Genomic DNA, 26,978 nt, shown 5'->3' on the forward strand with positions numbered 1-26,978 from the left:
CTCGATATCGAGTGGAAACCATGTGGCGATCCTGAGAGAGCGCAGCCGAAGGTCATCGACCTCGACGAAGGGTCGCTTCGAAGTCCGAACCTCCCCGAAGGTCCGAACTCAGGATCAAAATTTGTCGTCGTCAGGCGTCAGGAGCACCGCAGTGTTGCAGTGCTCGACGCAAGGCTAGAAACCGGTTGCCCACACCTGCTCTACCGGAAACGTTCGGCTTCGCGGGCAAGCTCGGTCAACCGTTCACACAACTGTGTGAGCTCTGAACTCTCTGCGCCCTCGGCAACTGCTGTCGCCACATCTTCGGCAGCGCATCGGACCTCGAACATCCGATCCACGAGTTCGACCGCTTCGACTGCGGTCAAGATGACGGCGTCAGCCGGGATCGACGTGCCCTTGACGGCATTGCGCTGCTCGTACGCACGCTGTCGACAAGACTGGCTGCAGTACCGGCGTCGACGACCGACACCGGTCACCGCGACCTCTCGACCACACCACACACACGGGTTTCCCGAACGCGCAGACTGCGGTGATCCGACGCGTGTGCTCTCAGCCATGAATCGACACTGTACTCGAGATTCGGACGCCTTCGATGAACGCGCACGGTACCCGGTAAGATGGAGAGGTTGCGTCTTCTCGCCACACGGGAACCAATCGGGTGCTCGTGGCGTTGTAGATGAGTGTGAGCGTCTACTCCCCAAGTCAGGGCGCCCACCAGCGGTGACGAACGAAGAGAGGACACCACCATGGCAGATCGCGTACTTCGAGGTAGCCGACTCGGAGCTGTGAGCTACGAGACCGACCGTGACCATGACCTCGCGCCCCGTCGTATGGCCAAGTACAAGTGCGAGAACGGCGAGATCTTCGACATCCCGTTCGCGGACGAAGCCGAGATCCCCGGCACCTGGTTGTGCCGAAACGGCCTCGAAGGCACCCTCATGGAGGGGACTGCTCCCGAAGCCAAGAAGGTCAAGCCTCCCCGCACCCACTGGGACATGCTGCTCGAGCGTCGCTCGGTCGAGGAACTCGAAGAGCTCCTCAAAGAGCGTCTCGATTTGCTGAAGGCCAAGCGTCGCGGCGCATGAACTAGCACTTCGATCAAGACCGTCCGGTTCTACACCGGGCGGTCTTTCTCGTTCTTCGGGGAGTGATCGTTCACAAGTCGACGTCATACTTCGGCCCTTCTTCGACGTGGCAACTTCAGGATGCTTCGCGGTCCTCAAAGACACTTCAGGGCAACGTCATTGAGCATCCAGGCGCACTTGCGGGCCGACAGTGCGCACATCCTGGACTTGCGCTGAAGAACCATCGGCACTGCGTCGTGCACCAGTGTGAGCTGTATCCCCCACCCCGCGACACACCAAACTTCGGTACACCAAACTTCGATACGGAGTGAACTGGTAGCCCAGTCACTCGGCCGGGTTGCTTGCCAAGTGACGATGGCAAGCAACCCGGCCGACTGGGGTGTGGGTGAATGATTTGCGGTGCTGAACGGTTCTTCCGCTACTTCCCGGTCAGCGAGTGATGCTCTGTGCCGCGGTTCCTTGGCGGAGGCGGGTGATTTCGTTGCGTGATTCGACGACCTGGGGGCTGTCGTCGCCCTTGCTGACAGCTAGGTCGCTGCACAGATCCAGCGCGGCACGAACGATATGTCGTCGTTGGCGACGTTCGGTACGAGTGGGTGCGGCTTTCGCGTAAGTGCGTTGTTGTCGCCATCCGCCGGCGGCTGTCACCTCGGCGTCGGTCAGGACGCCGGACTCGATTTCCGGGGCGAGAATGTCACGGACGAAGTGGGATTCACGTGGGTGCGCCCAGACGAACGCGATCCACAAGGCAGTGAACGCGAAGACGATGTCGCCGATCATGATGACGAACACGAGCGAACTGCTGCCGCCGGCGATCGCGAGCATGGAATCCCACACGCCGTGGATCAGGATGGGTGCCACGATCAACGCCAATCCGCGTCCGATCCGCCGGGGCTGGGCCGGGGTGCCGATCAGATAGATCACGCCGGCGCAGAAAAGGGCGGTGAAGAGGGGATGAGAGACGATGTCGGAGTAGGTGCGGGTGGCGATGGAACCGAGCAGGCCGTCGGTTTGGTGGGCGCCGAAGCCCTGTGTTGCGCCGGCAATCGAGTACAGAAAGTCTTCGCTGGTCTGAAATCCCAAGCCGATGAAAGCACCGAGGAGCAGGCCGTCGGTTGCGGTGCGCACCAGGCGTGGTGCAAGCGCGAGGAGGACTACGATGCCGATGCCTTTGGCGGTTTCCTCCACGAAGGGTGCAGAGAGGCCCGCATGCCAGTCCTGAGCCCATACCTGCCCGAAAATCTTCGAGTAGAGCGAACCGACTGCTCCGTTCGCGGGTACTGCGATAGTGAACGTTGCTGCGGTGGCGCCCCAGATGAAGCCGGTGACCACTAGTCCTACGGGTTGGCGTTCGTAGCGGTCGATGTGCCGGAACCACCATGTCCAGACCGCGGCGCTGATGACGCCGACGATGCCGGCCACGAGGAGTGCGCGCCCGAAGTATCCGGCGAAGGGAGCAAACATCTGCCAGCCTTTGACGAGGCCGAATCCGCACATCCACAGGTATATCCAGAACACGACGTTGCGTGGCTGGAAGAAGTGAAATTTCTCGCCCCAGGCCGTCGTATCGAATGCGCGGGAGCGGGTTTCGAGGAGATCGGTGCTCACTTGGTGTCTCCCTCGTGTGTGCCGATAGAGGCGATCATGTCGGTGATTTCTCGACTGCGGGCGGCGATCTGATCGGGTGGGCCGACTACCTGTACCCGAATTCCCTTGCCGTCGACGACGAATGTGGTCACCGATCCGGCGGACCGCGGAGTGTCAAAGCTGACCTGGACGCCGCTCAGACCCCCGGCGGTGCTGATCGGCTGGCGCGCACCGGAGACCGCAAGCACGGAACTGCCGTTCGTCGCAAGACTCACGGCATCTGTTTGGGAGAGGAGCTCGTCGGCAGTTCCACTGAATGTGTCGGCGTCGACGCTCAAGGTGACGGTGCCATCGGTCAACGTCACACGTGGGAGCGAATCGGACGCGCCATGTTGGTCGGTTCGGAAACCACTGTCGACATTCCAGCCCGCAGGTGCGGCGAAGGAGACCGTTTCGGTCACGGCCATCCGGTCTCCGGCGCCGGTTGGATCTTCGGAGGAGACAGCGGAATCGATGGCGGGCACGATCACGGTCCAGAGCATCCACACCGCCAAGATCGCGAGGGCGTGTGGGAAGACTCGTGTGTCGAATCCGAGGAAGCGGTGATCCGCTGGTGGACGTCTTCCGTGTAGGGGCTCGTGCTTGTGTGCAGTACTCGAAGTAACGCTCAACTTCCCTCGTTTCCATTGCACGGCAGGTGCACTGACTATCGCAGAAACGGACAAATTCCGTGCATCAGCTGGCACCTGCCGGTCATCGAGACGATCGTGCACCAAGTTCCCGTAGGCGCGAGATCACCGAGAGCTCCTAGTCGACGGTGAACCGTCGCATCGCCAGATGTCCGAACACGCCGACCAGAATCAACGTGACGCCTGCGGTCACGGAAACGGAGTCGGTCACCAACCCCGCGATGCCGGTCACGGCTACGAACACCGGCAAAAAGTCGAACAGCCTGAAAATCGACTGCGGTGGTTCGGTTTCGAGGCCCTGAGCCTGAGCGGCCTTGTTCGGCGCATACTCGGGGTACCACTCGGTGAAGGAGATCGCGAAGAAGGTTCCGAGCAACTGCAGAATCCATCCGGTCCAGAAGTTGTCACCGTCGTGCAGCAGTGCGTCTCCGAACAGGCCCACTACGGCCGACCAGGTGAAGGCGAGAGCCCACACCGCCGTAATGACGTAGTTGATGTGCAGAAACAGAGGCGTCGCCCAATACTCCTCGGGCGTCGACTCTTTCGCGTACTGCAAAGTGAAAGGATTGCGGAGCAGGATCGATCCGAAGGCAAAGACCACCAGCGCGATGTTGGTCAGTTCGCCTCCCCAGAGTTCGAACCACCGAATCGTGTTCGCCGACGCGAGGAGGCCGATGGCCGCCAGAACGCCGAAGAACACGACGTCGAAGACCTCCAACAGCTTCACGGTGCCGCCGCGCCGGTGACTGGCCGCCAAGATCAGCAGCGACAACCCGAGGGCTGCGGCCGCGGATTCCTCGAACCTTCCCGGCCCGGAGAGCAAGGACAGCAAGATCCACGGTGACAGGCCGGCGAGCGGTGACTGCAGAACCGCGTCGACGACACTGGTTTTGTGAACTGCATCCCGGGGCTCGGACTTGTCTGGCTCGGTTTTCTCAGGCTCGGTCACAAGAAGCCGCCTTACGCAGGAACGGGTGGCACAGCGAGTACCCGCGTAGGCGCTCCTCGGAACATCGGCAGCCCTAATATCCGATGCTCGGCTCAGATTGCCGCAGTCTCCTCGGGTGAGTGCTCAGCCTGATCTCGGCGCCGGGCCAGCACTGCCATGGCAATCGCGCCGACCGCGATGATGCTGAGCACGATCTCCGGCACCGGACCTACTCGGCTGGCAAGGGTGGAGCTGGTCGAGAGCGGCACCTTCGCCACCAGGGCCGCCGGCACGAACAGGTCGGTTTGCGAAGTCACCGCACCGTCGGGAGCGATGATGGCGCTGACACCACTGGTTGCGGCGACAACGACGGCGCGGCCGTGCTCGACTGCCCGCACACGCGACATTGCCAGCTGCTGATAGGTCATCTCGGTGTCCCCGAAAGTGGCGTTGTTGGTCGGTACCGCCAGCAACTGTGCACCGTTGCGCACCGATTCCTGGAACGCCCGGTCGAACGCCACCTCGTAACAAGTCGCGACACCGATGGGTACCCCCGCTGCACGGACAACGCCGTTGCCCTCGCCGGGAACGAAATTGCCCGCGCGATCGGCGTACGAGGAGAAGTTCCGGAAGAAGCTTCGGTAGGGCAGGTATTCGCCGAACGGCTGAATGATCTTCTTGTCGTGCTGTTCCTGAGGACCGTTGGCGCCGTCCCACACGATCACCGAATTGGTGGTCGTACGATCGGCGTTCACGAGTACGGTGCCGACAAGAATCGGCGCTCCGATCGCTTCGGAGGCCCGGGTGATGTCGGCAGCGGCATCGGCGTTTCGCAGGGGGTCGATGTCCGAGGCGTTCTCCGGCCAGATCACGACGTCAGGCTGATCGACGCGGCCCGCGTCCACCTCGGCAGCAAGTTTCACGGTTTCGGCGACATGGTTGTCGAGGACCTGCTTGCGTTGCGAGTTGAAGTCCAAGCCCAACCTCGGAACGCTTCCCTGAATGGCGGCGACGGTGATCGTTCGATCACCGGAATCCATGGTGGACAAGAACGGCGACACCACGAGAGCAATGATCACGGGCACGAGGGCAGCGGCAACAGCTCCGAAGAATCCTCGGTCCCATCGTTTGGCCGCGACAGCGACTGCAACTGCTGCCAAGCCGGTACCGGTCAGGGCCACCGCGAAGCTGAGCAGCGGCGCACCGCCGACACTCGCAAGAGGGAGGAGCCACCCTTCGGATTGACCGAATGCGAGCCTGCCCCAAGGAAATCCGCCGAAAGGAACGCTGGAACGAAGCCACTCGGTGAGCGTCCAGGTCGCAGCAATCCACAAGGGTGCCCATGGCAACCTCGCCACCAGAACCGCAAGCAGCCCGAACAGTCCGATGAACAACGACTCCACCGCGGCCAACGCGATCCACGGGACCGCACCTACGAACACACCGATCCACGGAAGCAACGGCACCAGAAATCCGAGACCAGCCAAGTATCCGTAACCGAAGCCGGCACGAAGGCGCAGTCCGCCGCGCCCGAAGTTCGTCAACACACACGTCAGAAGAGCGATCCCGACGGGCGCCAAGAACCACAGCGGGCGGGGTGGGAACCCTGCGAAGATCAGGAATCCACCTGCGGCCGCGTACAGCGAACGTAGCCATGCGGAACCGGTGAGCACAGCGCTCACACGGGAGCGATCACCGACAGACGCCTCTGCGCCGGCCTCACTCACTCGACGAGCCGCGCTGATAGACGACGCGTCCGCGATGCACCGACTTGATGCAGACCGGAATCGGCGCATCTTCCGCCAGCCTCGGCAGAGCGGGTACGCGCGAGCGCGGATCGGTAGACCATCGCTGAACCGAGTCGGCGGGTGCGCTCACTTCGAGTTCGCCTGCCTCCCACAACACGTAGGAGGCCGGTGCGCCCGGATTGAGGGTTCCCGCGGCGCCGTCCCGCACTCCGCCCGCGCGCCAGGCGCCGCGAGTTGCCGCGGAGAAGGCCGCACGCGGCGAGATTCCACTTCCGTCGGTGCGGTGCTGGACAGCGGCGCGCAGCATCGCCCACGGCTCGATGGGGGTGACCGGGGCGTCGGAGCTGAATGCGAGCGAGACACCCTTACCGGCAGCAGGTGCAAACGGATTCAACGCTGCTGCGCGCTCTACTCCCAGGCGCGTGGCGTAAAGACCGTCGGTGCCACCCCACAGTGCGTCGAACACCGGTTGGACGCTAGCGATGACACCCAAGGCGGCAAAGGTTTCCGCGTCGGCCATAGACATCATTTCCGCGTGCTCGAGGCGGTGACCCAACGCGGCGACCTTGGGGCCACCCAGTTCGTCGGCGACCCTGCGGAACGCGGCAGCTGCCGACGAGACGGCGCCGTCACCGATGGCATGGAACCCGGCCTGGACGCCCGCGAGGGTACAGGCCCGGATGTGTGCGGCGATCGCGTCGACGTCGAGGTAGGCATTGCCCGTCGAATCAGGTTGGTCTGCATAGGGTTCGAGCAACCACGCGGTATGCGAACCGAGCGAGCCGTCGATGAAGAGATCCCCGCCGAGTCCGTCTGCTCCGGTTTTGTCGAGGAGCGCGCGAGCATCCTCTTCGCTGTCGACACGCTCACCCCAGTAGCCCCGAACCTCCACGCCGTGATCGTGGGCCAACAGTTCCTGGAAATCGGTCAATCCCGAGATGTCCGGTCCCCCGCACTCGTGAACGGCCACGATTCCGCGTGAGGCGCAGAGATCGAGCGCAGCGGTACGAGCAGACGCGCGCTGAGTTTCCGTCAGCAGATTCCGAGCGGCATTGCGCGCCAGGTGGTGTGCGTCGAACGTCAACGGGCCTTCGGCTGAGTATCCAGCGGTGTCGGCGAGGCCGGAGATCCCGTCGCGCAGTGCGCTCGAGCACGCGGCCGAGTGAACGTCGATCCGCGAGAGATACACCTTGCGGCCAGGGGCGGCCGCGTCGAGATCTGCGGTCGACGGCGGGGTCTGCTCGGCCCACTCGGTGTCGTCCCAACCGTGTCCCCAGATGACTGCGTCGGGATGGGCAGTTTCGGGGTTCGCGGCTGCGAATGTTCGTACTCGCGAGAGACATTCGTCCAGAGAGTTCGCGCCCACGAGATCGAGGCCGACGAGATTGAGTCCCAGTGCGGTGATGTGGACGTGGGTGTCGACGAACCCGGGAGTGACAAACGCACCACCCAGGTCTTCGATCTCCGCGGCGGGGTGCAACGCCCGTCCGGCGCGCTCGTCGCCGACCCACACGACGGTGCCGTCGGTGATGGCGATCGAGGTCGCATCAGGTGCAAATGAACTGTAGATCCGGCCGTTGACCAGCAGACGAGTAGTCACGAGCACCCAGTCTGCCTGTTAGTACTGCGGCCCCCGCGAACGGGTGGGTGTATCCGTGTCCAGAATCTCACCCTCGAGGACGAGTTCCTTGCCGTTGCTGGCGACGTACTCGGTGGTTTCGGGTGTCTCGACGATGATCTCGCCGTCGATCACCTCGCCGTTTCCGCGCATCCGCGCCGCGTAGCCGACGGTTCCGGCGAAGGCGTCACCACCGGCGGCAAATGCTGCTGCGCGCTTACCTGCCAGGAGCACTGCAAGCGGGCGCAGCGCCCAGCGGGTCGGCGGAATCAGAAGCAGCAGGCCCAGAACCGAAGTCACGAGTCCGGGTACGAACATCAACGCGGAGCCCGCCGCGACCAGGGCGCCGTCGGCGACCGCCAGTGACGGCGATCCCTCACCCCGCGTGGCCTTACGGAACCCGTCCATGACCCGTCGCCACTGCGAGCGCATGAGGATCAATCCGACAAGCGATCCGGCGAGAAACAGCAGCACTGTCCAGGCGACACCGATGGCGTTGCCCACGATGACCAAGGCTGCGATCTCGACGATCACGTAGAGGAGAAATACGGCGGCGATCATGACGTCCCCTTTCAGACGGTCTATTCGTTCAACGCTCGAGGGGCCGGTTTTTCTCCCGACAACGACGCAGAGGTGCAAAACAGGTGGGTGCCGTGAGTCACACGGGCCTTCTCTCACGCACGTGCGACTTGCCTGGCGTTAACTAACGCTCCGCTAACGATTCTAAACCTCAAGTTGACGTTGAGACTCTGCGCATGGTCAAGTCACTTCGGGCCGCATTTCCCGGCCTCATGAAATGAAGGAGCCCGACATGAGCCGACTCCCCGGCAAGACACTCGCCCGACGCATTCCCGCTGCCATCGCCGGCACTGCCGCCGTCGTGGCACTCACCGCCGGCAGCGCGATGATCAGCGCGGGAACCGCGGCCGCAGAACCGGTGGTACCCGAAGGAATTGCCGCACTGATCGCGCAGGCCGCAGCCATCTCCCCCGAAGCCTCTGCTGCCGTTCAGCAGTTGATCGGCACGGCAGGCGCTGATCAGATCACGACCGCTCTCGATCTCCCGGACATCGGCGTCACCAAGCCGCAGTCGTTCATGTACCCCGCACCGACGGTCGGGTGTGGCGTGGCCGGTGAACCCGTCACCGTCACCCTCAGCTCCGCACAGGCCGGTCCGAACTTCCCGTTGCCGCCGTGGGTCGAGGCCGACCATCTCCGGTTCCAGGCAATCCCGGGTTACGTCGGCATACCCAAGACCTCCGGGTTGAGTGTTGCCTGGATCAACGTCGGCACGTTCAAGGGCGGCATCGTCCCGTTGGACGAGAAGTTGCCCGTACTCGATACGCCGTTGCTCTCGAAGGTCGTCGACACCGGTGACGGCAAGGTGTTTGCCGCTCTGTTCGGCAATGTCGATTACGCAGACGGGAAGACCTGCATCGTGCTGCCAACAGTGGGCGCTTTTGATGCTTGAGCAGAGCGAAACGCTCGCTGCCTGACAGGCGGCTGGCCTACGCGCCCGGAGTCACCAGTCCGGTCTCGTAGGCCAGCACCACAGCCTGCACACGATCACGCAGATCGAGTTTGGTCAGAATGCGTCCGACGTGCGACTTGATCGTCGATTCGGACAGGTACAGCTGCTGTGCGATCTCGATGTTCGACAGCCCCGTGGCCACGTGTCCGAGGACTTCGCGTTCGCGTTCGGTCAGGACGTCGAGAACCACCGGATCGCGTCGCGGCGCCGGACCGTCCACGATGAACCTCGACAGCAGACGACGTGTCACCTTCGGGGAAACAACCGCGTCACCGGCTGCCACGCTGCGGATAGCCGACACGAGATCCTCGGGCGGGGTGTCCTTGAGAAGGAAGCCGCTGGCTCCGGCGCGCAAGGCACCGAGAGCGTGTTCGTCCAGGTCGAAGGTCGTCATCACCAGGACCCTGGATTCGATCCCGGAGGCAAGAATCTGCTCGGTCGCTTTCACCCCGTCGACAATCGGCATCCGCACATCCATCAACACGACGTCAGGCTTCAGCGCCACCGCCGCTGCGACCGCCGCGGCCCCGTCGCCGGCCTCACCGATAACCGAGATGTCTTCATGTGCTTCGAGCACCATGTTCAGGCCCATCCGCATGAGTTCCTGGTCGTCGACTAGCAGCACGGTGATGGGCACGGCGTAAACCTATCGGGCCTGAGACGTCGGTGCCAATGCGATTGCGGCGAGCCGGTATCAATCGTGGATCTCGAGCGGCAGCTCTGCGTACACACGCCAACTGCCGTCGGGGCGTCGTCCGGTCTCGAGCGTCCCGTGCAGTACCGCCACCCGCTCACGCATTCCGACCAGTCCATTCCCCGAACCGTGGGAGAAGGTCGAACTCGACGTTCCGTTGTCGACGACCTCGAGTAGTACCGCGGTGTCGGTGCGGCGCACGGTGACTCGTGCCTTCGGGTTTGCGCCGGCGTGGCGGAGGACATTGGTCAGTGATTCCTGAACGAGGCGATGAATTCCCAGGCTGACTGAAGGACTGACGTCGTCGAGCTCGCCGGTCAGCTCGAGGCGCACGCCGAGACCAGCGGCCCGCATCATCTCGACGACCTTGGCGATGCCGGCAGTTCCGTGTTGCGGCATCGCATCACTACTGACCTCGGTGCGCAGCAGCGAGACGGTACGGCGAAGCTCGGCAAGGGCGTCGCGTCCGGTGCTGGAGATGTTGCCGAGCGCCTTCTTGGCCAACGCGGGATTGGAATCGACCGCATACGACGCGCCGTCCGCCTGGACGATCATCACGCTGACCGCGTGGGCGACGACATCGTGGAGTTCGCGGGCGATTCGGGTTCTTTCCGTGGCCACCGCATCCTCGGCACGCCGATCCCGTTCGTATTCGGCCACTTCGAGTCTGGCGGCCACTTCCTCGTCGTAGGCGCGGCGGGCGCTCAAGAACTCGGCGGTGATCCAGGCCAGTGCATAGAGCAGGGTCGCAATGATGATCGTGAGGATCACGTCTTCGCGGATGACGAGCAACGAGAGTGTCATGTCCAGGGCAAGGAAGCACGCGAAAATCGCCCCGGTGCGTCGATCGACATACGCAACGAGTGTGTAGAGCAAGACCCCGAGCGCCAACAGGCCTGGATGTTCCGCAGCCGGATCCCCTGTCGCCCACATCATCAAGGTTGCGAAGTACGACATCGACAAAATCGACGCGGCGGAGATACGCGGATACTTGCGACGCCACACGACGGGAAGGCAGATCAGAAATCCGACGACGAGCTGAGGCCACCGCTCCTCACGCGGCGAACTGACAAACGTGACTACCTCGAGCGCGAAGAACACGAGCGCCAGCGCGCTGTCCGCGATCATCGGCTTTCCTCGCAGCCACAGGCTGAACCTCCGCATGTGCTCAAGAGTGTCACAGCTGTGAAAGAGTCACCGCCGTGGATATTGCTGATTGGGGACTGCTGATGACGGCAGCGACGGCGGCGGGTTGGGTCGACGCCGTGGTCGGCGGCGGTGGATTGATTCTGTTGCCGGCGCTCTTTCTGGTCGCCCCGCAATTGACCCCACAGGCGGCACTGGCCACCAATAAATTGACGGCATTCACCGGGACGAGTGCTGCGGTGTACACGTTCTCCCGTCGAATCCCGATGGAGTGGCGGCAGATGGCGCCGGCAGCCGCGTTGGCTGCGGTGACGGCCGCGTGCGGGGCGGCGGCCGTTTCGCTGATCGACAAGAAGTACTTCATTCCGATCGTGATGGTCGTCCTCGTCGCCGTCGCCGTCTTCGTGACCATGCGTCCGACGCTGGGCACCACGATCGCGACCCATCGTCCGACGCAGCGCAAGACCGTCCTCGTCCTGCTGCTCTCCGCCGGACTCATCGGCCTCTACGACGGTCTGCTCGGACCCGGCACCGGCACCTTCCTCATCATCAGCTTCGCGACCTTCCTCGGAACCGAATTCGTTCGGAGCGCAGCGATGGCGAAGGTGATCAATCTCGGTTCCAATTTCGGCGCGCTCGCCTACTTCGCCGTCACCGGGCATGTCTGGTGGAGTTTGGGTTTGGCGATGGCGGTGTGCAACATTCTCGGCGCGGTGATCGGTTCGCGGATGGCGCTGAGCAAGGGATCCGGATTCGTGCGGATCACGCTGTTGGTGGTCGTGATCGCCATGGTGATTCGCCTCGGATGGCAGCAGTTCGGCTGAGATCGGCGGTCGTCGGCTAGCGTCGTGAGCGTGACCGTCACCCGAGATGTCGATGCAGATTTCCTCGCCCTCCCGCTGCGAGCTGTCGCTGATGCGGCGCTGTCGGCAGCGAGAACGGCCGGCGCCCAGCACGCCGATGTTCGTGTCCACCGCGTGCTCACACAGTCGATCCGCTTGCGCGACGGCGTAGTTCAGGCGGTGTCCGACGGAGACGAGATCGGGGTCGCCGTCCGTGTGATCGTCGACGGCACGTGGGGATTCGCCTCGCACGCCGAGGTGTCCCCCGATGTCGCTGCTGCGCTGGCACGCCAAGCGGTCGAGGTCGCGAAGGCATTGCGCTCGCTCAATCGGGATCCGGTCACCCTCGCCGACGAGCCCGTCTACGCCGACGCGACGTGGGTGTCGCCGTACCTCGAAGATCCCTTCGCGACACCGACGGCCGAGAAGGTAGGCCTGCTGGTCGACTACTCCGGACGGCTTCAAGCCGCCGACGGCGTGGATCACGTCACGGCGAGTGTCCTCCAGGTCAAGGAGCAGACCTTCTACGCGGATCTGGCCGGTTCGTCGATCACCCAGCAACGGGTGCGTCTACACCCCGAGTTCGAGGCGACTGCCGTCGACAAGTCGGCCGGCAGCTTCGAATCGATGCGTACCTTGGCGCCGCCGGTAGGCCGCGGATGGGAGTACCTCGGGGCGGAGAGCACATGGAACTGGGGCGATGAGCTCGCGCAGATCCCGGAGTGGCTGGCCGAGAAGACCAAGGCACCGACCGTCGAAGCGGGTCCGACCGACCTCGTGATCGATCCGACCAATCTGTGGCTCACGATCCACGAATCCATCGGACACGCCACCGAATACGACCGCGCGATCGGCTACGAAGCGGCCTACGCCGGTACGTCGTTCGCGACGCCGGACAAGCTGGGAACGCTGAAATACGGAACGCCACTCATGCACGTGACCGCCGACCGAAACGAAGAGCACGGCCTGGCCAGCGTCGGATTCGACGACGACGGCGTCGCCTCTCAACGGTGGGATCTGGTGGCAGAGGGAACACTGGTCGGGTATCAACTAGACCGCGTGTTCGCGCCGAGGCTGGGGCTGACGCGTTCCAACGGTTGCTCGTACGCAGACTCCGCACATCACGTTCCCATCCAGCGAATGGCCAACGTCTCGCTCTCCCCCGACCCTTCTACGGACACCTCGACTGCAGACCTGATCTCGCGAGTCGAGAACGGCATCTACGTCGTCGGTGACAAGTCCTGGTCGATCGACATGCAGCGCTACAACTTTCAGTTCACCGGTCAGCGGTTCTTCAAGATCCGTGACGGAAAGCTCGACGGTCAGGTGCGCGACGTGGCGTATCAGGCGACGACGACGGATTTCTGGGGCTCGATGGAAGCCGTTGGCGGTGAGTCGACCTGGCGCCTGCAGGGGGCGTTCAACTGCGGCAAGGCGCAACCCGGTCAGGTTGCGGCGGTCAGCCACGGCTGCCCGTCCGCTCTGTTCCGCGGAGTCAACATCCTCAATACTCGTTCGGAGGCTCAGCAGTGATCGATCCGCAGCAGGTCGTCGAGCGTGCATTGGCCGCGAGGACGGTAGACGAATCGTTGGTGATCGTGACCGATGCGAGTGAGGCGTCGCTGCGGTGGGCCAACAATTCGATGACCACCAACGGAGTTTCGCTGTCCCGGACGTGGACGGTGATCTCGATCGTGCGCGAGGGTGACATCGCGAAGGTGGGCACTGTCAGTTCCAGCAGTGTCGATCCGGAGCAGATTTCCGTACTCGTACAGGCAAGCGAAGAAGCTGCGCGCACAGCCACTCCGGCTGACGACGCGTCCGACCTGATCACGCAGTCGGCGGCAGAGACCGACTGGGACCTGCCGGCCGCCCTGACCGACATCGGTGTCTTTGCTCAGTTGGCTGCCGACCTGGCGAAGGGCTTCGACGGCGGCGACCAGTTGTTCGGCTTCGCTCACCACCAGTTGCACACCACCTGGCTCGGCACCTCGACGGGCGTGCGACGTAGAACGGCTCAGGCCACCGGCTCCGTGGAAATCAACGGCAAGCGCGGCGACGCCAGCGCCTGGGTCGGATCCGGAACTGTCGATTTCAGCGATATCTCGATACCGAAGCTCTTGTCGCAGTTGACCACTCGACTCGACTGGGCGGGTAACTCCGTCAGTCTGCCTGCCGGCCGCTACGAGACAATTCTTCCGCCGTCGGCTGTGGCGGACCTGATGATCTATCTGATGTGGACCATGGAGGGTCGCGGCGCCGAAGAGGGCCACACCGCACTGTCCACCACCGGTGGTACCCGGATCGGCGAGAAGCTCGGATTGCCACTGACACTCACCTCCGACCCCGGCGCCGAGGGCTTGCAATCCGCGCCGTTCGTGATCACGACGTCGTCGAGTGAATCCGTCTCACTGTTCGACAACGGTATGGAGATCGAACCCGTCGACTGGGTCCGAGACGGCGTCGTCAATGCGCTGGCGTACCCGCGCCACGCTGCACGAGAATTCGGTCGACCTGTCGCAGTTCCCGGCGACAATCTCATCCTGACCGGTGGTGACGACACCTCGATCGAGGACATGATCGCAGGTACCGAGAAGGGTCTACTGCTCACAACCCTCTGGTACATCCGTGAGGTGGATCCCACGACGCTGCTGTTGACCGGACTCACCCGTGACGGGGTGTATTTGATCGAGGACGGCAAGATCGTCGGCGCCGTCAACAACTTCCGTTTCAACGAGAGCCCTCTCGATCTCCTGCGGCGGGTCACCGAGGCTGGACGTACCGAGATCACGCTTCCCCGGGAGTGGAAAGACTGGTTCACCCGCACGGCCATGCCGCCCATGCGGATTCCCGACTTCCACATGTCCTCGGTCAGCCAGGCGCAGTGATGACGAAGGTCGTGATCGCCGGCGGCACCGGCGCTCTCGGCCGCCGGATCAGCGACGATCTCGCCGACCGTGGGTATGACGTCGTGGTCCTGACTCGCTCACCGAAACCCGGCAGGCACAGGCAGGTTCAGTGGGACGGTGTCACGGTGGGTGACTGGGCAGGAGAACTCGACGGCGCCGCGGTGATCAATCTGGCCGGCGAGTTGGTCGATCGCCGACCCACCCCGGCAAACATCGCACTACTCACCAGTTCCCGAGTCGATCCGACCCGCGCGCTGGTTGAAGCGTCGAAACTACTGGCGAACCCTGTTCCGGTGTGGATCCAGGCGAGCACGCTCGCGATCTACGGCGATGCGGGTGAGGCACGATTGGACGAGGATTCTCCCCTCGCTGACGGGCCACCTCAGATGACCGACGTCGCAAAGGACTGGGAGGCAGCGGTCGAGGGAGCAAACACGTCACGAGTAGTGATCCTGCGAACCAGTGTCGTGTTGGAGAAGGGCACACCGGCGCTCGAGCGACTGCTGTTGCTCGTGCGTCTCGGACTGGGCGGACGCGTCGCCTCGGGTAGGCAGTGGACCAGTTGGATTCACATCGAGGACTGGCTGTCGATCGTTCGTTGGGCACTCGAACCCGATTCGGCTGCCTCGGGCGTGGTCATCGCGACGGCTCCGGATCCCGTCCGCAATTCAGAACTGATGGCCGGGCTGCGCAAGCACCTTCACCGGCCACCTGCGCCGCCGACGCCCGCTTTCATGGTCAGAATCGGCGCGTTCCTTCTTCGCAGCGACGCTGCCCTGGGCCTGACGGTTCGTCAAGCCGTATCGAAAGTGTTGGCGGACAAAGGCTTCACATTCACCTATCCGCGCTTCGACTCAGCGTTGGACGATCTGCTCGGCAACTGACGCGCGGTCAGGCTGCAGTGACGGCAAGTCCGATCGTTCCGGTCTTGCCGCGGCGAAGGAGACTGCCCTTCATGGTGATCCAGCCGAGGATTCCGTACCGACGTGCTATCGCGTCGCGAGCATGATCGGTGCCCGGTCCGTCGAGGATCTCGGCGACGGCGGCCACCGGTTCACCCTTGGGATTTCCCCGAGCGTCACACGCAGCGACGGTGACCGACGGGTTTCGCCTGATCCGCTTGACCTTGTAGGAATCGGTGACGGTCCACATCAGGAGCTTGTCGCCGTCCGGCGCGGCCCAGAGCGGAGTCGCCACCGGCGTTCCGTCCTTGCGGAAGGTCGTGAGTAGGACGTACTTGGCCTCGGAGACGCGCTTGAAGTCGGAGTTCACTCCTCGAGGATAGGTGCGAGCGCCTCTCGCTGAACATCGACAGGTTTCCGCGACTATCTGGCGACCGATCAGTACCACCCAGGAAGTGCCACTTATGCACGTTTTATCCGGTTCTTCTTGACGTCGGACACGCCGTTTCGTCCCCGAACTCCATCTCGAGTTATTCTGAGGCAAACCGTCGAACTGGGGAGTCGAACTTACACATGCAGCGCCGTGACATGCAGCGTCGTGACTTTTTCAAAGCCGCCGGGGCGGGGGCGGCAGTTGCAGCCGCGACACCGCTCATGTCGACGTCGACCAGCCACGCCGCCCCCGCACCACTGCGGGCGCTCCCGATGGGTGCTGATCACTACCGCGCGCTCGTCCCCGAGTTGTTCGCACCATCTCCTACTCCCCCGGAGCATTCCGAAGCCATCGTCATCGGGTCCGGATTCGGCGCAAGCGCCACCGCTCTCCGGTTGGCGCAGAGCGGCACCCAGGTCACCATCCTCGAACGCGGACTTCGGTGGCCGCATGATCCGCAACGGGAGATTCACACCTCCGACATGCTGGCCGACGGCCGCGGAGTCTTCCGGCGAACATCGTTCACCAACCTCACCGGACTCCCCGTGGCGTGCGACTACTTCAGCGGCGTCCTCGATGCCACCGACTACCAACACATCTCGGTCTGGCGCGGCGCTGCAGTCGGCGGTGGTTCCATCATCTTCACCGGCGTGATGATCGCGCCCGAGCGCCGATTCTTCGACGCAGTCTTCGGCAACTCCCTCGACTACGACGAGATGGCGTCCACCTGGTACCCCAAAGTGCGCCAGATGCTGCGTCTGAGCCCGTTGCCCGAAGACATTTACCAAACCCCGAACTTCGGTCACTCGCGTCGTTGGGATCAGGACGCTCGTCGTGCCGGATTCGATCCGCAGCGGATCGACGGGATCTGGAACTGGGACGTGGTGCGCTCAGAACTCGACGGCCGAACCCGAGCCTCGGCCACTGTCGGTGACAGCAACATGGGTAACTCCAACGGCGCGAAGTTCGACCTCACACAGAACTACATTCCTGCCGCCGAAGCCACCGGACGAGCCACCGTCTGTTACGGACATCAGGTGCTCGCGATCAGTCGCGAACGTGATGGACGCTACGTCGTCGACGTCGAATCGACGGATCCGACGGGTGGCGTTCTGGCCCGGAAGACTCTTACCTGTGACCGTCTGTTCCTCGGCGCCGGCTCGATCGGCACCTCCGAACTGCTGGTACGCGCCCAGGCGACGGGCGCGCTGCCCAACCTCAACGAACACGTCGGTAAGGGCTGGGGAACGAACGGCGACGCCGGGATGGTGCGCTCGTTCGGCTTCAGTGACGGCACTGCGCAAGCCTCACCGTCGGCATCACGCATCGTCGACGAGTCGGGAATGCCACTCTCCCTGGAAAATTGGTACGTCCCCGGCCTACCCGTCAACATCGGCATGCTCGGAACATTGGGGATGACCCTCGACTCGCAGCGCGCCGACTTCGCCTACGACGGCGGCTCCGATCGGGTGGTGCTGAACTGGCCGAAGAACGGCAACGACGCCACCGTCGAGGCACTACGCGCCGTCCAGAACAAGATGGCCTTCGCCGGCACCACGCTGCCGTCGGCATTGCCGTTCGCGAAGGACGTCAATTCCTCGTTCACCGCGCATCCCCTAGGCGGTGCGGTTCTGGGCAAGGCCACCGACGGTTACGGGCGAGTCAAGGGCTACGACGACCTGTACGTGATGGACGGCGCCGCTATTCCGGGCAGCACCGGCACCGTCAACCCGTCACTGACCATCACTGCTCTGGCGGAGCGGAACATCGCTCAGATCATCAAGTCCGGACGCTGACTCACTTCAGCGCCCGGATCTGCCGGTGATGCTCGAGGTCTACTCCCCCTCGAGCTCGCCTTCGGTTTCGAGGTACACCTGACGCAAGCCGTCGAGTGTCTTCTGCTCGGGGTGCTCCCACATGTTGCGCTCGGCGGCTTCGAGGAGCCGCTCGGCGATTCCGTGCAAGGCCCACGGGTTGGACTGCGTCATGAACTTCTGGTTCTGCTCGTCCAGAACGTAGGTCTCGGCGAGCTTTTCGTACATCCAGTCCGCGACCACGTTGGTGGTGGCGTCGTACCCGAAGAGGTAGTCGACCGTGGCCGCCATCTCGAAGGCACCCTTGTACCCGTGACGGCGCATCGCGTCGAGCCAGCGGGGATTGACCACGCGCGCCCGGAAGACACGTGCGGTCTCTTCCGAAAGTGTGCGTGTGCGAACCGATTCCGGCCGAGTGCTGTCGCCGATGTACGCCTCGGGCGACTTTCCGGTCAGCGCGCGCACGGTGGCAACCATGCCGCCGTGGTACTGGAAGTAGTCGTCCGAATCGGCGATGTCGTGCTCACGCGTGTCGGTGTTCTTGGCCGCCACGTTGATTCGACGGTATGCACTGCGCATGTCGTCGGCTGCCGGGATTCCGTCGAGCCCACGGCCGTACGCGAAGCCGCCCCAGTTGGTGTACACCTCGGCGAGGTCGTCGTCACCGCGCCAGGTCTTGGAGTCGATGAGTTGCAGCAGGCCGGCGCCGTAAGTTCCGGGCTTCGAACCGAAGATGCGGGTGGTCGCACGCCTGGCATCGCCGTGCTCGGCAAGGTCGGCCTGCGCGTGGGCGCGCACGTAGTTCTGCTCGTCCGTCTCGTCCAATGCGGCGACCAACTGAACAGCGTCGTCGAGCAGTGCGAGCACGTGCGGGAACGCATCACGGAAGAATCCGGAGATGCGGACGGTGACGTCGATGCGCGGGCGGCCGAGCTCTTCGAGATCGATGACTTCGAGGTTGACCACGCGTCGGCTTGCTTCGTCCCAGACAGGGCGAACACCGAGGAGCGCGAACACTTCGGCGATGTCGTCGCCGGAGGTACGCATGGCGGCGGTGCCCCACACGGACAGACCCACCGAGCGCGGGTACTCGCCGTGATCGGCGAGATATCGAGCGGCGAGCGACTCGGCCATCGCCTGACCGGTCTCCCACGCCAGTCGTGAGGGAACTGCCTTGGGATCGACGGAGTAGAAGTTACGACCGGTGGGAAGCACGTTGATCAGGCCGCGCAGCGGTGACCCACTCGGGCCGGCGGCGATGAAGCCGCCGTCGAGCGCGTGCAGGACCTGCTTGATCTCGTTGTTCGTCTGCCGGAGGCGTGGAACCACTTCGGTGGCCGCGAACTGCAGGATCTTCACGACGGTCTCGTCGTCGCTGAGTTGTTCTGCCGCAGCGGGGTTCCAGTCGGCGTCGTACATGCCGCGAACCAGTGCGTGCGCCTTTTCCTCGACGTCGTCGACACGGTTGCGGGACTCGTCGCCGTCTTCGCTGAGCCCGAGAGCTTCGCGCAGACCAGGGACGCTCTGTTCGCCGCCCCACATCTGACGGGCACGGAGCATGGCCAGGACCAGTTCGATTTCGGCGTCGCCCTCGGGTGCGCGGCCGAGAATGTGCAGGCCGTCGCGGATCTGGACGTCCTTGATCTCACACAGCCAACCGTCGACGTGCAGGAGCATGTCGTCGAACACGTCTTCTTCGGGACGCTCCGCGAGGCCGAGGTCGTGGTCCATCTTGGCTGCCCGCATCAGCGTCCAGATCTGCTGGCGAATGGCCGGCAGCTTGGACGGGTCGAGTGCGGAGATGTTGGAGTGCTCGTCGAGCAGTTGCTCGAGGCGGGAGATGTCGCCGTAGCTTTCGGCGCGGGCCATCGGTGGGATCAGGTGATCGACGAGTGTCGCGTGGGCGCGACGCTTTGCCTGTGTTCCTTCACCCGGGTCGTTGACGAGGAACGGGTAGATCAGCGGCAGGTCGCCGAGGGCTGCGTCGGTGCCACAGTTGCTCGACATGCCGAGTGTCTTGCCGGGCAACCATTCGAGGTTGCCGTGCTTGCCGAGGTGCACAACGGCGTCGGCGCCGAATCCGCCGTTGTCCGGTGTTGCAGCGATCCAGCGGTAGGCCGCGAGGTAGTGGTGGCTCGGCGGCAGATCCGGGTCGTGGTAGATCGCGACGGGCTTTTCACCGAATCCCCGCGGCGGCTGGACCATGAGGACGATGTTGTTGAATCGCAGTGCCGCGATGACGATTTCGCCGTCGGGATCCTGCGAGCGGTCGACGTACAGCTCTCCGGGCGCTGCGCCCCAGTGCTCTTCGACACCGCTGCGCAGTTCCTCGGGCAGGGTGGCGAACCATTCGCGGTACTTCGCTGCCGAGATGCGGATCGGATTGCCCTCGAGATGCTCGGCAGTGAGCCAGTCGGGATCCTGTCCGCCGGCCGCGATCAGGGCATGGATCAGCGCGTCGCCGTCCTTCGCCGCCAGGCCGGGAACTGCGTCCGGACCGTCGACCGGACCGAGATCGTAACCGGCAGAACGCATTTCGGTGAGCAGGTCGATTGCGCTCGCCGGAGTATCGAGACCGACGGCGTTGCCGATGCGGGCGTGCTTGGTCGGGTACGCCGAGAGCATCAGAGCAACGCGACGCTCGGTGGTGGGAATGTGGCGCAGCTTGCCGTGACGGACCGCGATCCCGGCGACACGGGCAGCGCGCTCGACGTCGGGGACGTACGTGGACAGTCCGTCGGAGTCGATTTCCTTGAAGGAGAACGGGACGGTAATGATGCGGCCGTCGAATTCCGGCACCGCGACCTGGGTCGCGACGTCGAGAGGCGACAGTCCGTCGTCGTTCTCGTCCCAGGTGGCGCGGCTACTGGTCAGGCACAGGCCCTGCAGGATGGGGACGTCGAGCGCAGCGAGTGCGGCGACATCCCAGGCTTCGTCGTCGCCACCGGCGGACGCGGTCGCGGGCTTCGTGCCACCGGCAGCAAGAACTGTCACGACCATGGCGTCGGCGCGGCGGAGCGTGCTCAGAAGTTCGGCTTCTGCGGTTCGCAGAGATGCGCAGTAGATCGGCAGCGCGGTGCCACCGGCCTCGGCGACCGCGTCGCACAACGCCTGGATGTACCGGGTGTTTCCGGCCAAATGCTGGGCGCGGTAGTACAGAACTGCGATGACCGGACCGCTCGCCGAGTCGAGATCGGGCGCGAAATCAGCGATGCCCCAGGAAGGCAGGTGGGCCGGCGGTTCGAACCCGTGGCCGGTGAGCAGGACGGTGTCGGACAGGAAGTGGTGCAGCTGTGCCAGATTCTGTGCGCCACCCTCAGCCAGGTAGTTGTGCGCCTCGGCAGCAACACCGGCGGAAACCGTCGAGCACTCCATGAGGTCGGCGTCCGGCGCGTGCTCGCCGCCGAGAACGACTACGGGGAGTCCGGAGGCGAGGACCATGTCCAGGCCGTCTTCCCAACTGCGACGGCTACCGAGGATACGAACGATCACGAGGTCGACGCCGTCGAGCAAGGGCGGCAAGTCCTCCGAGACCAGCAAGCGTGAGGGGTTGGCCCAGCGATAGGAAACTCCGTCGCCGGCTTCCTGGCTGGCGCGGGCGCTCAGCAGATCGGTGTCGGACGTGGAGAGCAGAAGAATCACGGGTGAAGCCTTCCTGGGGTTTCGCGCCCCGTGGCACAGATCTGTCATCGACGGCGGTTGAGGGTCTGACTCGTGTTTCCGAGCGGAAACACGTCCCGCTCGAGCAACACTCACAGTGGCGCGACCGCACCGGACTTTCACCGGTTTCCTCAACTGCCGTCACTGGTGGTGGTGATGCTACCGGTCCGCAGAAGGCACTCATGACAGGTCGTACCCTGGAGCCATGCCCACGGACCGTTCACAGCCAGACGCGTGCCCGGGTGCACTGCAAGTTCACCACGCCGCCGACGGCGCATTGGCACGCGTGCGCCTACCCGGCGGACTCCTCACCCCCACCCAGTTGCAGACGCTCGCCGACGCGGCGCGCGATCTCGGCAACGGGCAGATGGAACTCACCTCGAGGGGCAACGTACAACTGCGCTCGGTCTCGGACCCCGAAGCCTTCGCGGCGCGAATCGCGTCGGCCGGTCTGCTGCCGTCAGCGACGCACGAGCGAGTGCGCAACATCCTCGCGTCCCCACTGTCCGGCCGTATCGGGGGCGTCGCCGACATTCGCGAACTGGTCCACCGTCTCGATTCGGCGATCCAAGCGGATCAAGCATTGGCAGATCTGCCAGGGCGAACCCTGTTCACCCTCGACGACGGGCGCGGAGACATCACCGGGCTACGGGGCGATTTCGGACTCCATGCGCGCAGCGCCACCGAGCATTCACTGGTGCTCGCCGGTCACCACACCACTCATCTCGTCCAGGCGGACGACGCCGTCGAATTGCTCCTCGAGGCGGCTCGATCATTCCTCGACGTTCGCGACAAGCACTGGCGCCTGGCCGAGGTTCCGGACGGAATCGAACGCACCCTCGAGCAGCTGGGTCTGACCGCCGAGTCCACCGTTGCGGCGGACCTCACGCCGGATACGCGGCCCACTATCGGCTGGCGCGAGCAGCGCGACGGGACCGTAGCTCTGGGCGGCGGCCTGCGATTCGGGCTGCTGGACGCTCGGCTGGCCGAGTTCCTCGCAGCCGTCGACAAGCCCGTCGTCGTGACGCCGTGGCGATCGGTGCATATCTTCGACCTCGACGAATGGGCAGCCGAGCAGGTAGTCCGGGTGCTGGCACCCATGGGGTTGATCTTCGACGAGAACTCACCGTGGCTCGAGGTCACCGCCTGCACCGGAAGTCCGGGATGCGAGAAGTCGCTCGCCGATGTGCGCGCCGACGCGATCACCGCGGTCGAGCAGGCAGAACTTCCGGTTGTCGGGCGCCAGCACTGGGCCGGGTGCGACCGCAGTTGTGGACGTCCCCGCGGGGACGTAGCGGATGTGATCGCGACGGGTGACGGTTACCGGGTGAATCCGCCCGATCGGTGATGCCTCTATCGTGTGGCACATGATCGAGTACATCCGTGACGGCGCGGAAATCTATCGCCAGTCCTTTGCCACCATTCGGGCCGAAGCCGACCTGAGCCGTTTCCCGGCGGATGTCTCGCAAGCTGTAGTGCGCATGATTCATGCAAGTGGCCAGGTCGATCTCGTCGACGACGTCGCCTTCACACCCGGTGTCGTCTCGGCTGCGCGCGCAGCTCTGCGCGACGGCGCGCCGATTTTCTGCGACGCCCAGATGGTGGCTGCCGGCATCACGCGCAAGCGTCTGCCCGCCGGCAACGACGTCATCTGCACCCTCGGCGATCCGCGGGTTCCCGTGCTGGCGTCGACCATCGACAACACTCGCTCGGCGGCTGCTCTCGAACTGTGGGGAGCCAAGCTCGAGGGCGCTGTTGTCGCGATCGGAAACGCACCCACCGCACTGTTCCATCTCCTGAACCTCATCGAAGCCGGAGCGCCCCGTCCGGCCGCGATCGTCGGAGGTCCGGTCGGCTTCATCGGCGCTGCCGAGTCGAAGGAAGCCCTCATCGAACACGCCAGCGGGATCGATCATCTGGTGCTCCGCGGCCGACGCGGCGGCAGCGCGATCACCGCGGCCGTCGTCAATGCGATTGCGAGCGAAGTCGAATGAGTGCAGGCAAGCTCTGGGGTGTCGGTATCGGCCCCGGCGATCCCGAATTGGTGACCGTCAAGGCAGCCCGCGTCATCGGCGAGGCCGATGTGGTTGCGTTCCACTCCGCGCGGCACGGCAAGAGCATCTCCCGCGGAGTTGCAGCGCCGTACATGCGCGAAGGACAGATCGAAGAACACCTCGTCTACCCCGTGACCACCGAGACCGTTGATCATCCCGGCGGATACCAGGGCGCGATGGACGAGTTCTACGAAGCAGCTGCCGAACGGCTGGCAGTTCACCTCGCGGCCGGTCGAACCGTCGCGTTGCTCGCCGCCGGCGATCCGCTCTTCTACAGCTCCTACATGCACATGCACAAGAGACTGGCCGATCGCTTCGACGCCGAAGTGATTCCCGGCGTCACCTCCGTCAGCGCGGCATCTGCTGCACTCGGAAAGCCGCTGGTCGAGGGTGAAGAGATCCTCACGATCCTGCCCGGAACGTTGCCGCAGGCCGAGCTGACCAGGCGGCTCAAGGAAACCGACGCCGCGGCCATCCTCAAGCTCGGACGTACCTTCCCACCGGTCCTCCAATCGCTCGAGGATTCCGGTCGCCTCGGCGAGGCCCACTACGTCGAGCGCGCGAGCACCACACGTCAACGCGTCGAATCCGCTGCCGAGGTCGACCCGGACGGAGTTCCGTACTTCTCGATCGCCATCGTTCCGAGCCCGTCGAACAACCCTCGACCTGCGACCGAGTCTCGCGGCGAGGTGGTCGTGGTCGGACTCGGGCCGGGCGACACCGCCTGGACCACACCCGAAGTGGCGCATGAGCTTTCGTTGGCAACCGACCTCGTCGGCTACGGCCCGTACGTCGATCGCGTGCCGACGCGTCCGGGCCAGCGTCGCCATTCCAGCGACAACCGCGTCGAAGCGGAACGCGCCGCGATGGCGTTGGACCTGGCGAAGAACGGCGCCCGTGTAGCTGTCGTCTCGTCTGGAGATCCCGGCGTATTCGCCATGGCTGCAGCAGTTCTCGAAGTTGCCGCCGAAGACCAGTGGCGCGGCGTGCCGGTCCGCATCCTTCCCGGCATGACGGCGGCAAACGCTGTCGCCAGTCGCGTCGGTGCTCCCCTCGGGCACGACTACGCGGTGCTCTCGTTGTCTGATCGCCTCAAGCCGTGGGATGTCGTCGCGCGCCGTATCTCGGCAGTTGCAGCCGCGGACATGGCGTTTGCGGTCTACAACCCGGCGTCCAAGTCTCGGACGTGGCAGGTCCAAGCCATGAAGGACCTCGTGCTCGAGCACCGCTCCCCCGAGACTCCCGTCGTCATCGGCCGCGATGTTGCCGGTGCCGAGGAATCAGTTCGCGTCGTGACCCTCGGAGAGCTCGAGCCTTCCGAGATCGACATGCGGACTCTGCTGATCGTCGGCTCCTCGATGACGACGGTCGTCGAAACCGGTTCGGGCCGTCAGGTGTTCACCCCGCGGCGCTACCCGGAGTGAACATCGCACAGCGATAGCATGGCCTCATGCCCGTCAACCGGACCCGGAAAGCCAGATACGCGCGTAGGCGCAAACGCCGAATGGATCTGATGGAGCACGACCTGTCCGTCGAGCAGTGGTCCGCGCTCAAAGCGGCCTGGGGTGGCTGCGCGTACTGCGGCGAGCCGGACGAGTCGCCGCAGCGTGACTGTGTGCTGGCGATCTCCCGCGGTGGGCGCTACACGCTCGACAACATCGCACCGGCGTGCCGCTCGTGCAATGCGAGCAAATGCAACAGCGAGGTCACTCTCTGGTTGCGGCGCAAGGGGTATGACGAGAAGGCCTTCCTCCTGCGCCACGCGGAGATAGGTATCGAGATGAGGGCGCAGTTCTCGGAGCAGTCGTGACGACTCCGCACGAGTTGCGCCCGATCCTCGACGAGTTGATGGAGTTCGAACCTCTGTTTCACCGAACTCGAGTAGCGATGTCACGAGACGAGTTCGATGCGGTCGTCGACCCGGAGTTCCGGGAGATCGGAGCCTCGGGTGCGCGGTACACCCGCGATTACGTGCAGTCCGTAGTCGAGACCCGGCGACTCCGCGGCGAAGTGAACGACGCGGCCGAACTCGGATGGAGGGTTGACCGACCCGCGCTGAGCCGGATTGCACCTGACATGTATCTGGTGACCTACCGGCTGGCGCAAGCGCAACGAGTTACCGAGCGATCATCCATCTGGCGGTTCACCGAGAATCGGTGGACCGTGATATTTCATCAAGGCACAGTCGTCGAAAGTGGTTTGGAAGCGTGAACGAATCGACCCACAACCCCACCATTCCGCTTTGGATGGACATCACCTTCACCGCCTTCGTTCTTGCCTGGATCTTCATCACGATTAGCGCGCTCGTGGCGATCGTGCGCACTGACTTCGAACGCTCGGGCGGCAAATTCTGGTGGTCGGCACTGGTGATCGCGGTGCCTGTACTCGGTGCGCTCGTCTGGTTACTGTTCGGTCGACCCCCGCGTGACTCCAGGTCCCGAACCTGATCTACACCGACCGCCCGGCAGTAGTCTGAGTACGGTCCGGTGCTGTCACTCTGCGCCTATCAGGGGAGAACAACGAGATGAGACCACTTCGATACTCGATCAACGTCACACTCGACGGCTGCTGCCATCACGAGGCGGGGCTCCCACCCGACGAGGAGTCGATGCGCTACTGGACCGCTCAGATGGAACGAGCCGATGCCTTGCTGTTCGGCCGGGTGACCTACGAGATGATGGAGTCGGCGTGGCGGCGGCCCGCAACGGGCACATGGCCTGACTGGATGGACGAGTGGGAGATCCCGTTCGCCCAGGCCATGGACCGGGCGAAGAAGTACGTCGTGTCGAACACGCTGAGCGGGGTCGATTGGAATGCCGAACTCGTGCAAGGCGACTTGGGGCCAGTGATTCAACGGCTCAAGGAGCAGCCCGGCGAAGGCCTGTGGGTTGGCGGCGTAACACTCCCCCTGGCATTGGCAGACCTGGGACTGATCGACGAGTACGAGTTCGTTGTGCAACCGGTCCTCGCCGGACACGGACCGACGTTGCTCGCCGGTCTGCGTGAGCGCATCCAACTCGAACTCGTCGATCGCCACGAGTTCCAGTCGGGTGCAGTCGCCGTGCGATATCGGCCCACTCAAGTACCGCCCCCGGGTCAGGTATCGGACGGTTAGTCGACGCATGGCTGGAAATGCGCGGTTGAAAGACATGTCGTCGCCTCAGGTCGGACACGAGAAAGTTTCCAGTCTTGTTCGATGTTCGGTATTGACCGGACACTCGGCACAGCACGAGCATTAGCCACCGAAGTCTCCGGACAACCCTCGACGAGATCGAAGCATCGAACTGGATCACGAACAAGTTCGTTCCGCCCGGCGGACCGTAAGGACCACTTGTCGC

Annotated in this window: 25 protein-coding genes and 1 riboswitch; of the genes, 14 read left to right on the plus strand and 11 right to left on the minus strand. The window is 64.1% G+C overall.

Annotation, left to right across the window (positions count from 1 at the left end; translation table 11 throughout):
• Nucleotides 1-200 precede the first annotated feature (200 nt).
• The gene (locus tag ACVZUB_RS15115) at nucleotides 201-557 is read right to left on the minus strand and encodes a hypothetical protein (protein ID WP_042450945.1); all 357 of its coding nucleotides are present in this window, start codon (nucleotides 555-557) and stop codon (nucleotides 201-203) included.
• A gap of 189 nt (nucleotides 558-746) precedes the next feature.
• On the opposite strand from ACVZUB_RS15115, the gene ACVZUB_RS15120 reads away from it, so the two are divergent.
• Nucleotides 747-1,085: an RNA polymerase-binding protein RbpA gene (locus tag ACVZUB_RS15120; RefSeq protein WP_003944971.1), complete on the plus strand. Its 339-nt coding sequence runs from the start codon at nucleotides 747-749 to the stop codon at nucleotides 1,083-1,085.
• A 429-nt stretch (nucleotides 1,086-1,514) separates the two neighbouring features.
• Here the strand turns inward: ACVZUB_RS15120 and ACVZUB_RS15125 are convergent, their stop codons facing one another.
• From ACVZUB_RS15125 to ACVZUB_RS15150, 6 genes are all read right to left on the minus strand, one after another.
• Entirely contained in the window at nucleotides 1,515-2,693 is a 1,179-nt protein-coding gene (locus tag ACVZUB_RS15125; RefSeq protein WP_003944910.1) for a PrsW family intramembrane metalloprotease, read from the minus strand.
• Nucleotides 2,690-3,343 carry a hypothetical protein gene (locus ACVZUB_RS15130; protein ID WP_482627490.1) on the minus strand — a complete coding sequence of 218 codons (654 nt, stop codon included), beginning with the start codon at nucleotides 3,341-3,343 and terminating at the stop codon, nucleotides 2,690-2,692. The genes ACVZUB_RS15125 and ACVZUB_RS15130 overlap by 4 nt, the downstream gene beginning before the upstream one ends.
• Nucleotides 3,344-3,479: 136 nt before the next feature.
• Nucleotides 3,480-4,310 carry a hypothetical protein gene (locus ACVZUB_RS15135; protein WP_007729819.1) on the minus strand — a complete coding sequence of 277 codons (831 nt, stop codon included), beginning with the start codon at nucleotides 4,308-4,310 and terminating at the stop codon, nucleotides 3,480-3,482.
• Between the two features lie 92 nt (nucleotides 4,311-4,402).
• Nucleotides 4,403-5,971 carry an apolipoprotein N-acyltransferase gene (lnt, locus tag ACVZUB_RS15140; protein ID WP_276116978.1) on the minus strand — a complete coding sequence of 523 codons (1,569 nt, stop codon included), beginning with the start codon at nucleotides 5,969-5,971 and terminating at the stop codon, nucleotides 4,403-4,405.
• Nucleotides 5,972-6,008: 37 nt separating this feature from the next.
• Nucleotides 6,009-7,643 (minus strand): amidohydrolase, encoded by a 1,635-nt coding sequence (locus ACVZUB_RS15145; protein WP_003944830.1) that lies wholly within the window; start codon nucleotides 7,641-7,643, stop codon nucleotides 6,009-6,011.
• 12 nt (nucleotides 7,644-7,655) lie between these two features.
• Nucleotides 7,656-8,216 (minus strand): FxsA family protein, encoded by a 561-nt coding sequence (locus ACVZUB_RS15150; RefSeq protein ID WP_003944915.1) that lies wholly within the window; start codon nucleotides 8,214-8,216, stop codon nucleotides 7,656-7,658.
• A 250-nt stretch (nucleotides 8,217-8,466) separates the two neighbouring features.
• Between ACVZUB_RS15150 and ACVZUB_RS15155 the strand changes: the two genes are divergently transcribed.
• Nucleotides 8,467-9,126, plus strand: a complete 660-nt coding sequence (locus ACVZUB_RS15155; protein ID WP_003944837.1) for a hypothetical protein — start codon at nucleotides 8,467-8,469, stop codon at nucleotides 9,124-9,126.
• Between the two features lie 37 nt (nucleotides 9,127-9,163).
• Here ACVZUB_RS15155 and ACVZUB_RS15160 read toward each other — a convergent pair whose 3' ends face one another.
• Both ACVZUB_RS15160 and ACVZUB_RS15165 read right to left on the minus strand, forming a co-directional pair.
• A complete protein-coding gene (locus tag ACVZUB_RS15160) occupies nucleotides 9,164-9,823 on the minus strand; it encodes a response regulator (protein WP_003945024.1) in 660 nt (219 codons plus the stop codon).
• Between the two features lie 57 nt (nucleotides 9,824-9,880).
• Nucleotides 9,881-11,044 carry a sensor histidine kinase gene (locus tag ACVZUB_RS15165; protein ID WP_482627491.1) on the minus strand — a complete coding sequence of 388 codons (1,164 nt, stop codon included), beginning with the start codon at nucleotides 11,042-11,044 and terminating at the stop codon, nucleotides 9,881-9,883.
• 38 nt (nucleotides 11,045-11,082) lie between these two features.
• Between ACVZUB_RS15165 and ACVZUB_RS15170 the strand changes: the two genes are divergently transcribed.
• From ACVZUB_RS15170 to ACVZUB_RS15185, 4 genes are read left to right on the plus strand one after another with little or no spacing between them, the layout of a single operon-like run.
• Nucleotides 11,083-11,850: a TSUP family transporter gene (locus ACVZUB_RS15170; protein WP_003944875.1), complete on the plus strand. Its 768-nt coding sequence runs from the start codon at nucleotides 11,083-11,085 to the stop codon at nucleotides 11,848-11,850.
• Nucleotides 11,851-11,880: 30 nt separating this feature from the next.
• Nucleotides 11,881-13,401, plus strand: coding sequence for a TldD/PmbA family protein (locus ACVZUB_RS15175; protein ID WP_003944822.1), 1,521 nt, complete (start codon nucleotides 11,881-11,883; stop codon nucleotides 13,399-13,401).
• Nucleotides 13,398-14,756 carry a metallopeptidase TldD-related protein gene (locus ACVZUB_RS15180; RefSeq protein WP_003944802.1) on the plus strand — a complete coding sequence of 453 codons (1,359 nt, stop codon included), beginning with the start codon at nucleotides 13,398-13,400 and terminating at the stop codon, nucleotides 14,754-14,756. The genes ACVZUB_RS15175 and ACVZUB_RS15180 overlap by 4 nt, the downstream gene beginning before the upstream one ends.
• A complete protein-coding gene (locus ACVZUB_RS15185) occupies nucleotides 14,756-15,661 on the plus strand; it encodes a TIGR01777 family oxidoreductase (RefSeq protein ID WP_482627492.1) in 906 nt (301 codons plus the stop codon). The genes ACVZUB_RS15180 and ACVZUB_RS15185 overlap by 1 nt, the downstream gene beginning before the upstream one ends.
• A 7-nt stretch (nucleotides 15,662-15,668) precedes the next feature.
• Here the strand turns inward: ACVZUB_RS15185 and ACVZUB_RS15190 are convergent, their stop codons facing one another.
• Nucleotides 15,669-16,049 carry a PPOX class F420-dependent oxidoreductase gene (locus ACVZUB_RS15190; protein ID WP_042450954.1) on the minus strand — a complete coding sequence of 127 codons (381 nt, stop codon included), beginning with the start codon at nucleotides 16,047-16,049 and terminating at the stop codon, nucleotides 15,669-15,671.
• 203 nt (nucleotides 16,050-16,252) lie between these two features.
• On the opposite strand from ACVZUB_RS15190, the gene ACVZUB_RS15195 reads away from it, so the two are divergent.
• Nucleotides 16,253-17,908 carry a GMC oxidoreductase gene (locus ACVZUB_RS15195; protein WP_275231647.1) on the plus strand — a complete coding sequence of 552 codons (1,656 nt, stop codon included), beginning with the start codon at nucleotides 16,253-16,255 and terminating at the stop codon, nucleotides 17,906-17,908.
• Between the two features lie 39 nt (nucleotides 17,909-17,947).
• Here the strand turns inward: ACVZUB_RS15195 and cobN are convergent, their stop codons facing one another.
• The gene (cobN, locus tag ACVZUB_RS15200) at nucleotides 17,948-21,568 is read right to left on the minus strand and encodes a cobaltochelatase subunit CobN (protein WP_275231646.1); all 3,621 of its coding nucleotides are present in this window, start codon (nucleotides 21,566-21,568) and stop codon (nucleotides 17,948-17,950) included.
• Between the two features lie 39 nt (nucleotides 21,569-21,607).
• Nucleotides 21,608-21,740: riboswitch (cobalamin riboswitch) on the minus strand.
• A 51-nt stretch (nucleotides 21,741-21,791) separates the two neighbouring features.
• On the opposite strand from cobN, the gene cobG reads away from it, so the two are divergent.
• The 7 genes from cobG (at nucleotide 21,792) to ACVZUB_RS15235 (ending at nucleotide 26,755) form a co-directional block, all read left to right on the plus strand.
• Complete coding sequence (cobG, locus tag ACVZUB_RS15205) at nucleotides 21,792-22,934, plus strand: precorrin-3B synthase (RefSeq protein ID WP_275231645.1); 1,143 nt, start codon at nucleotides 21,792-21,794, stop codon at nucleotides 22,932-22,934.
• 19 nt (nucleotides 22,935-22,953) lie between these two features.
• Nucleotides 22,954-23,580 (plus strand): precorrin-8X methylmutase, encoded by a 627-nt coding sequence (locus tag ACVZUB_RS15210; RefSeq protein WP_007729839.1) that lies wholly within the window; start codon nucleotides 22,954-22,956, stop codon nucleotides 23,578-23,580.
• On the plus strand, nucleotides 23,577-25,064 hold the full coding sequence (gene cobJ, locus ACVZUB_RS15215; protein ID WP_030536355.1) for a precorrin-3B C(17)-methyltransferase: 1,488 nt from the start codon (nucleotides 23,577-23,579) through the stop codon (nucleotides 25,062-25,064). Before ACVZUB_RS15210 ends, cobJ begins: the two co-directional genes overlap by 4 nt.
• A 26-nt stretch (nucleotides 25,065-25,090) precedes the next feature.
• Nucleotides 25,091-25,450, plus strand: a complete 360-nt coding sequence (locus tag ACVZUB_RS15220; protein WP_065455757.1) for an HNH endonuclease — start codon at nucleotides 25,091-25,093, stop codon at nucleotides 25,448-25,450.
• A complete protein-coding gene (locus ACVZUB_RS15225; RefSeq protein ID WP_482627493.1) occupies nucleotides 25,447-25,851 on the plus strand; it encodes a nuclear transport factor 2 family protein in 405 nt (134 codons plus the stop codon). The genes ACVZUB_RS15220 and ACVZUB_RS15225 overlap by 4 nt, the downstream gene beginning before the upstream one ends.
• On the plus strand, nucleotides 25,848-26,087 hold the full coding sequence (locus tag ACVZUB_RS15230; protein WP_054188254.1) for a PLDc N-terminal domain-containing protein: 240 nt from the start codon (nucleotides 25,848-25,850) through the stop codon (nucleotides 26,085-26,087). Before ACVZUB_RS15225 ends, ACVZUB_RS15230 begins: the two co-directional genes overlap by 4 nt.
• A gap of 77 nt (nucleotides 26,088-26,164) precedes the next feature.
• Complete coding sequence (locus tag ACVZUB_RS15235; protein ID WP_116056728.1) at nucleotides 26,165-26,755, plus strand: dihydrofolate reductase family protein; 591 nt, start codon at nucleotides 26,165-26,167, stop codon at nucleotides 26,753-26,755.
• Nucleotides 26,756-26,978: the final 223 nt, after the last annotated feature.

The sequence above is a fragment of the Rhodococcus sp. OS5 genome, from assembly GCF_056837585.1.

Bases quoted from the DNA above. Each gene is read 5' to 3' on its own strand.
- ACVZUB_RS15195 (WP_275231647.1), top strand. From the start codon at position 16,253: ATGCAGCGCCGTGACATGCAGCGTCGTGACTTTTTCAAAGCCGCCGGG.
- ACVZUB_RS15150 (WP_003944915.1), bottom strand. From the start codon at position 8,216: ATGATCGCCGCCGTATTTCTCCTCTACGTGATCGTCGAGATCGCAGCC.
- cobJ (WP_030536355.1), top strand. From the start codon at position 23,577: ATGAGTGCAGGCAAGCTCTGGGGTGTCGGTATCGGCCCCGGCGATCCC.
- ACVZUB_RS15185 (WP_482627492.1), top strand. From the start codon at position 14,756: ATGACGAAGGTCGTGATCGCCGGCGGCACCGGCGCTCTCGGCCGCCGG.
- ACVZUB_RS15220 (WP_065455757.1), top strand. From the start codon at position 25,091: ATGCCCGTCAACCGGACCCGGAAAGCCAGATACGCGCGTAGGCGCAAA.
- ACVZUB_RS15210 (WP_007729839.1), top strand. From the start codon at position 22,954: ATGATCGAGTACATCCGTGACGGCGCGGAAATCTATCGCCAGTCCTTT.
- ACVZUB_RS15120 (WP_003944971.1), top strand. From the start codon at position 747: ATGGCAGATCGCGTACTTCGAGGTAGCCGACTCGGAGCTGTGAGCTAC.
- ACVZUB_RS15155 (WP_003944837.1), top strand. From the start codon at position 8,467: ATGAGCCGACTCCCCGGCAAGACACTCGCCCGACGCATTCCCGCTGCC.
- ACVZUB_RS15165 (WP_482627491.1), bottom strand. From the start codon at position 11,044: ATGCGGAGGTTCAGCCTGTGGCTGCGAGGAAAGCCGATGATCGCGGAC.
- ACVZUB_RS15115 (WP_042450945.1), bottom strand. From the start codon at position 557: ATGGCTGAGAGCACACGCGTCGGATCACCGCAGTCTGCGCGTTCGGGA.
- ACVZUB_RS15235 (WP_116056728.1), top strand. From the start codon at position 26,165: ATGAGACCACTTCGATACTCGATCAACGTCACACTCGACGGCTGCTGC.
- cobG (WP_275231645.1), top strand. From the start codon at position 21,792: ATGCCCACGGACCGTTCACAGCCAGACGCGTGCCCGGGTGCACTGCAA.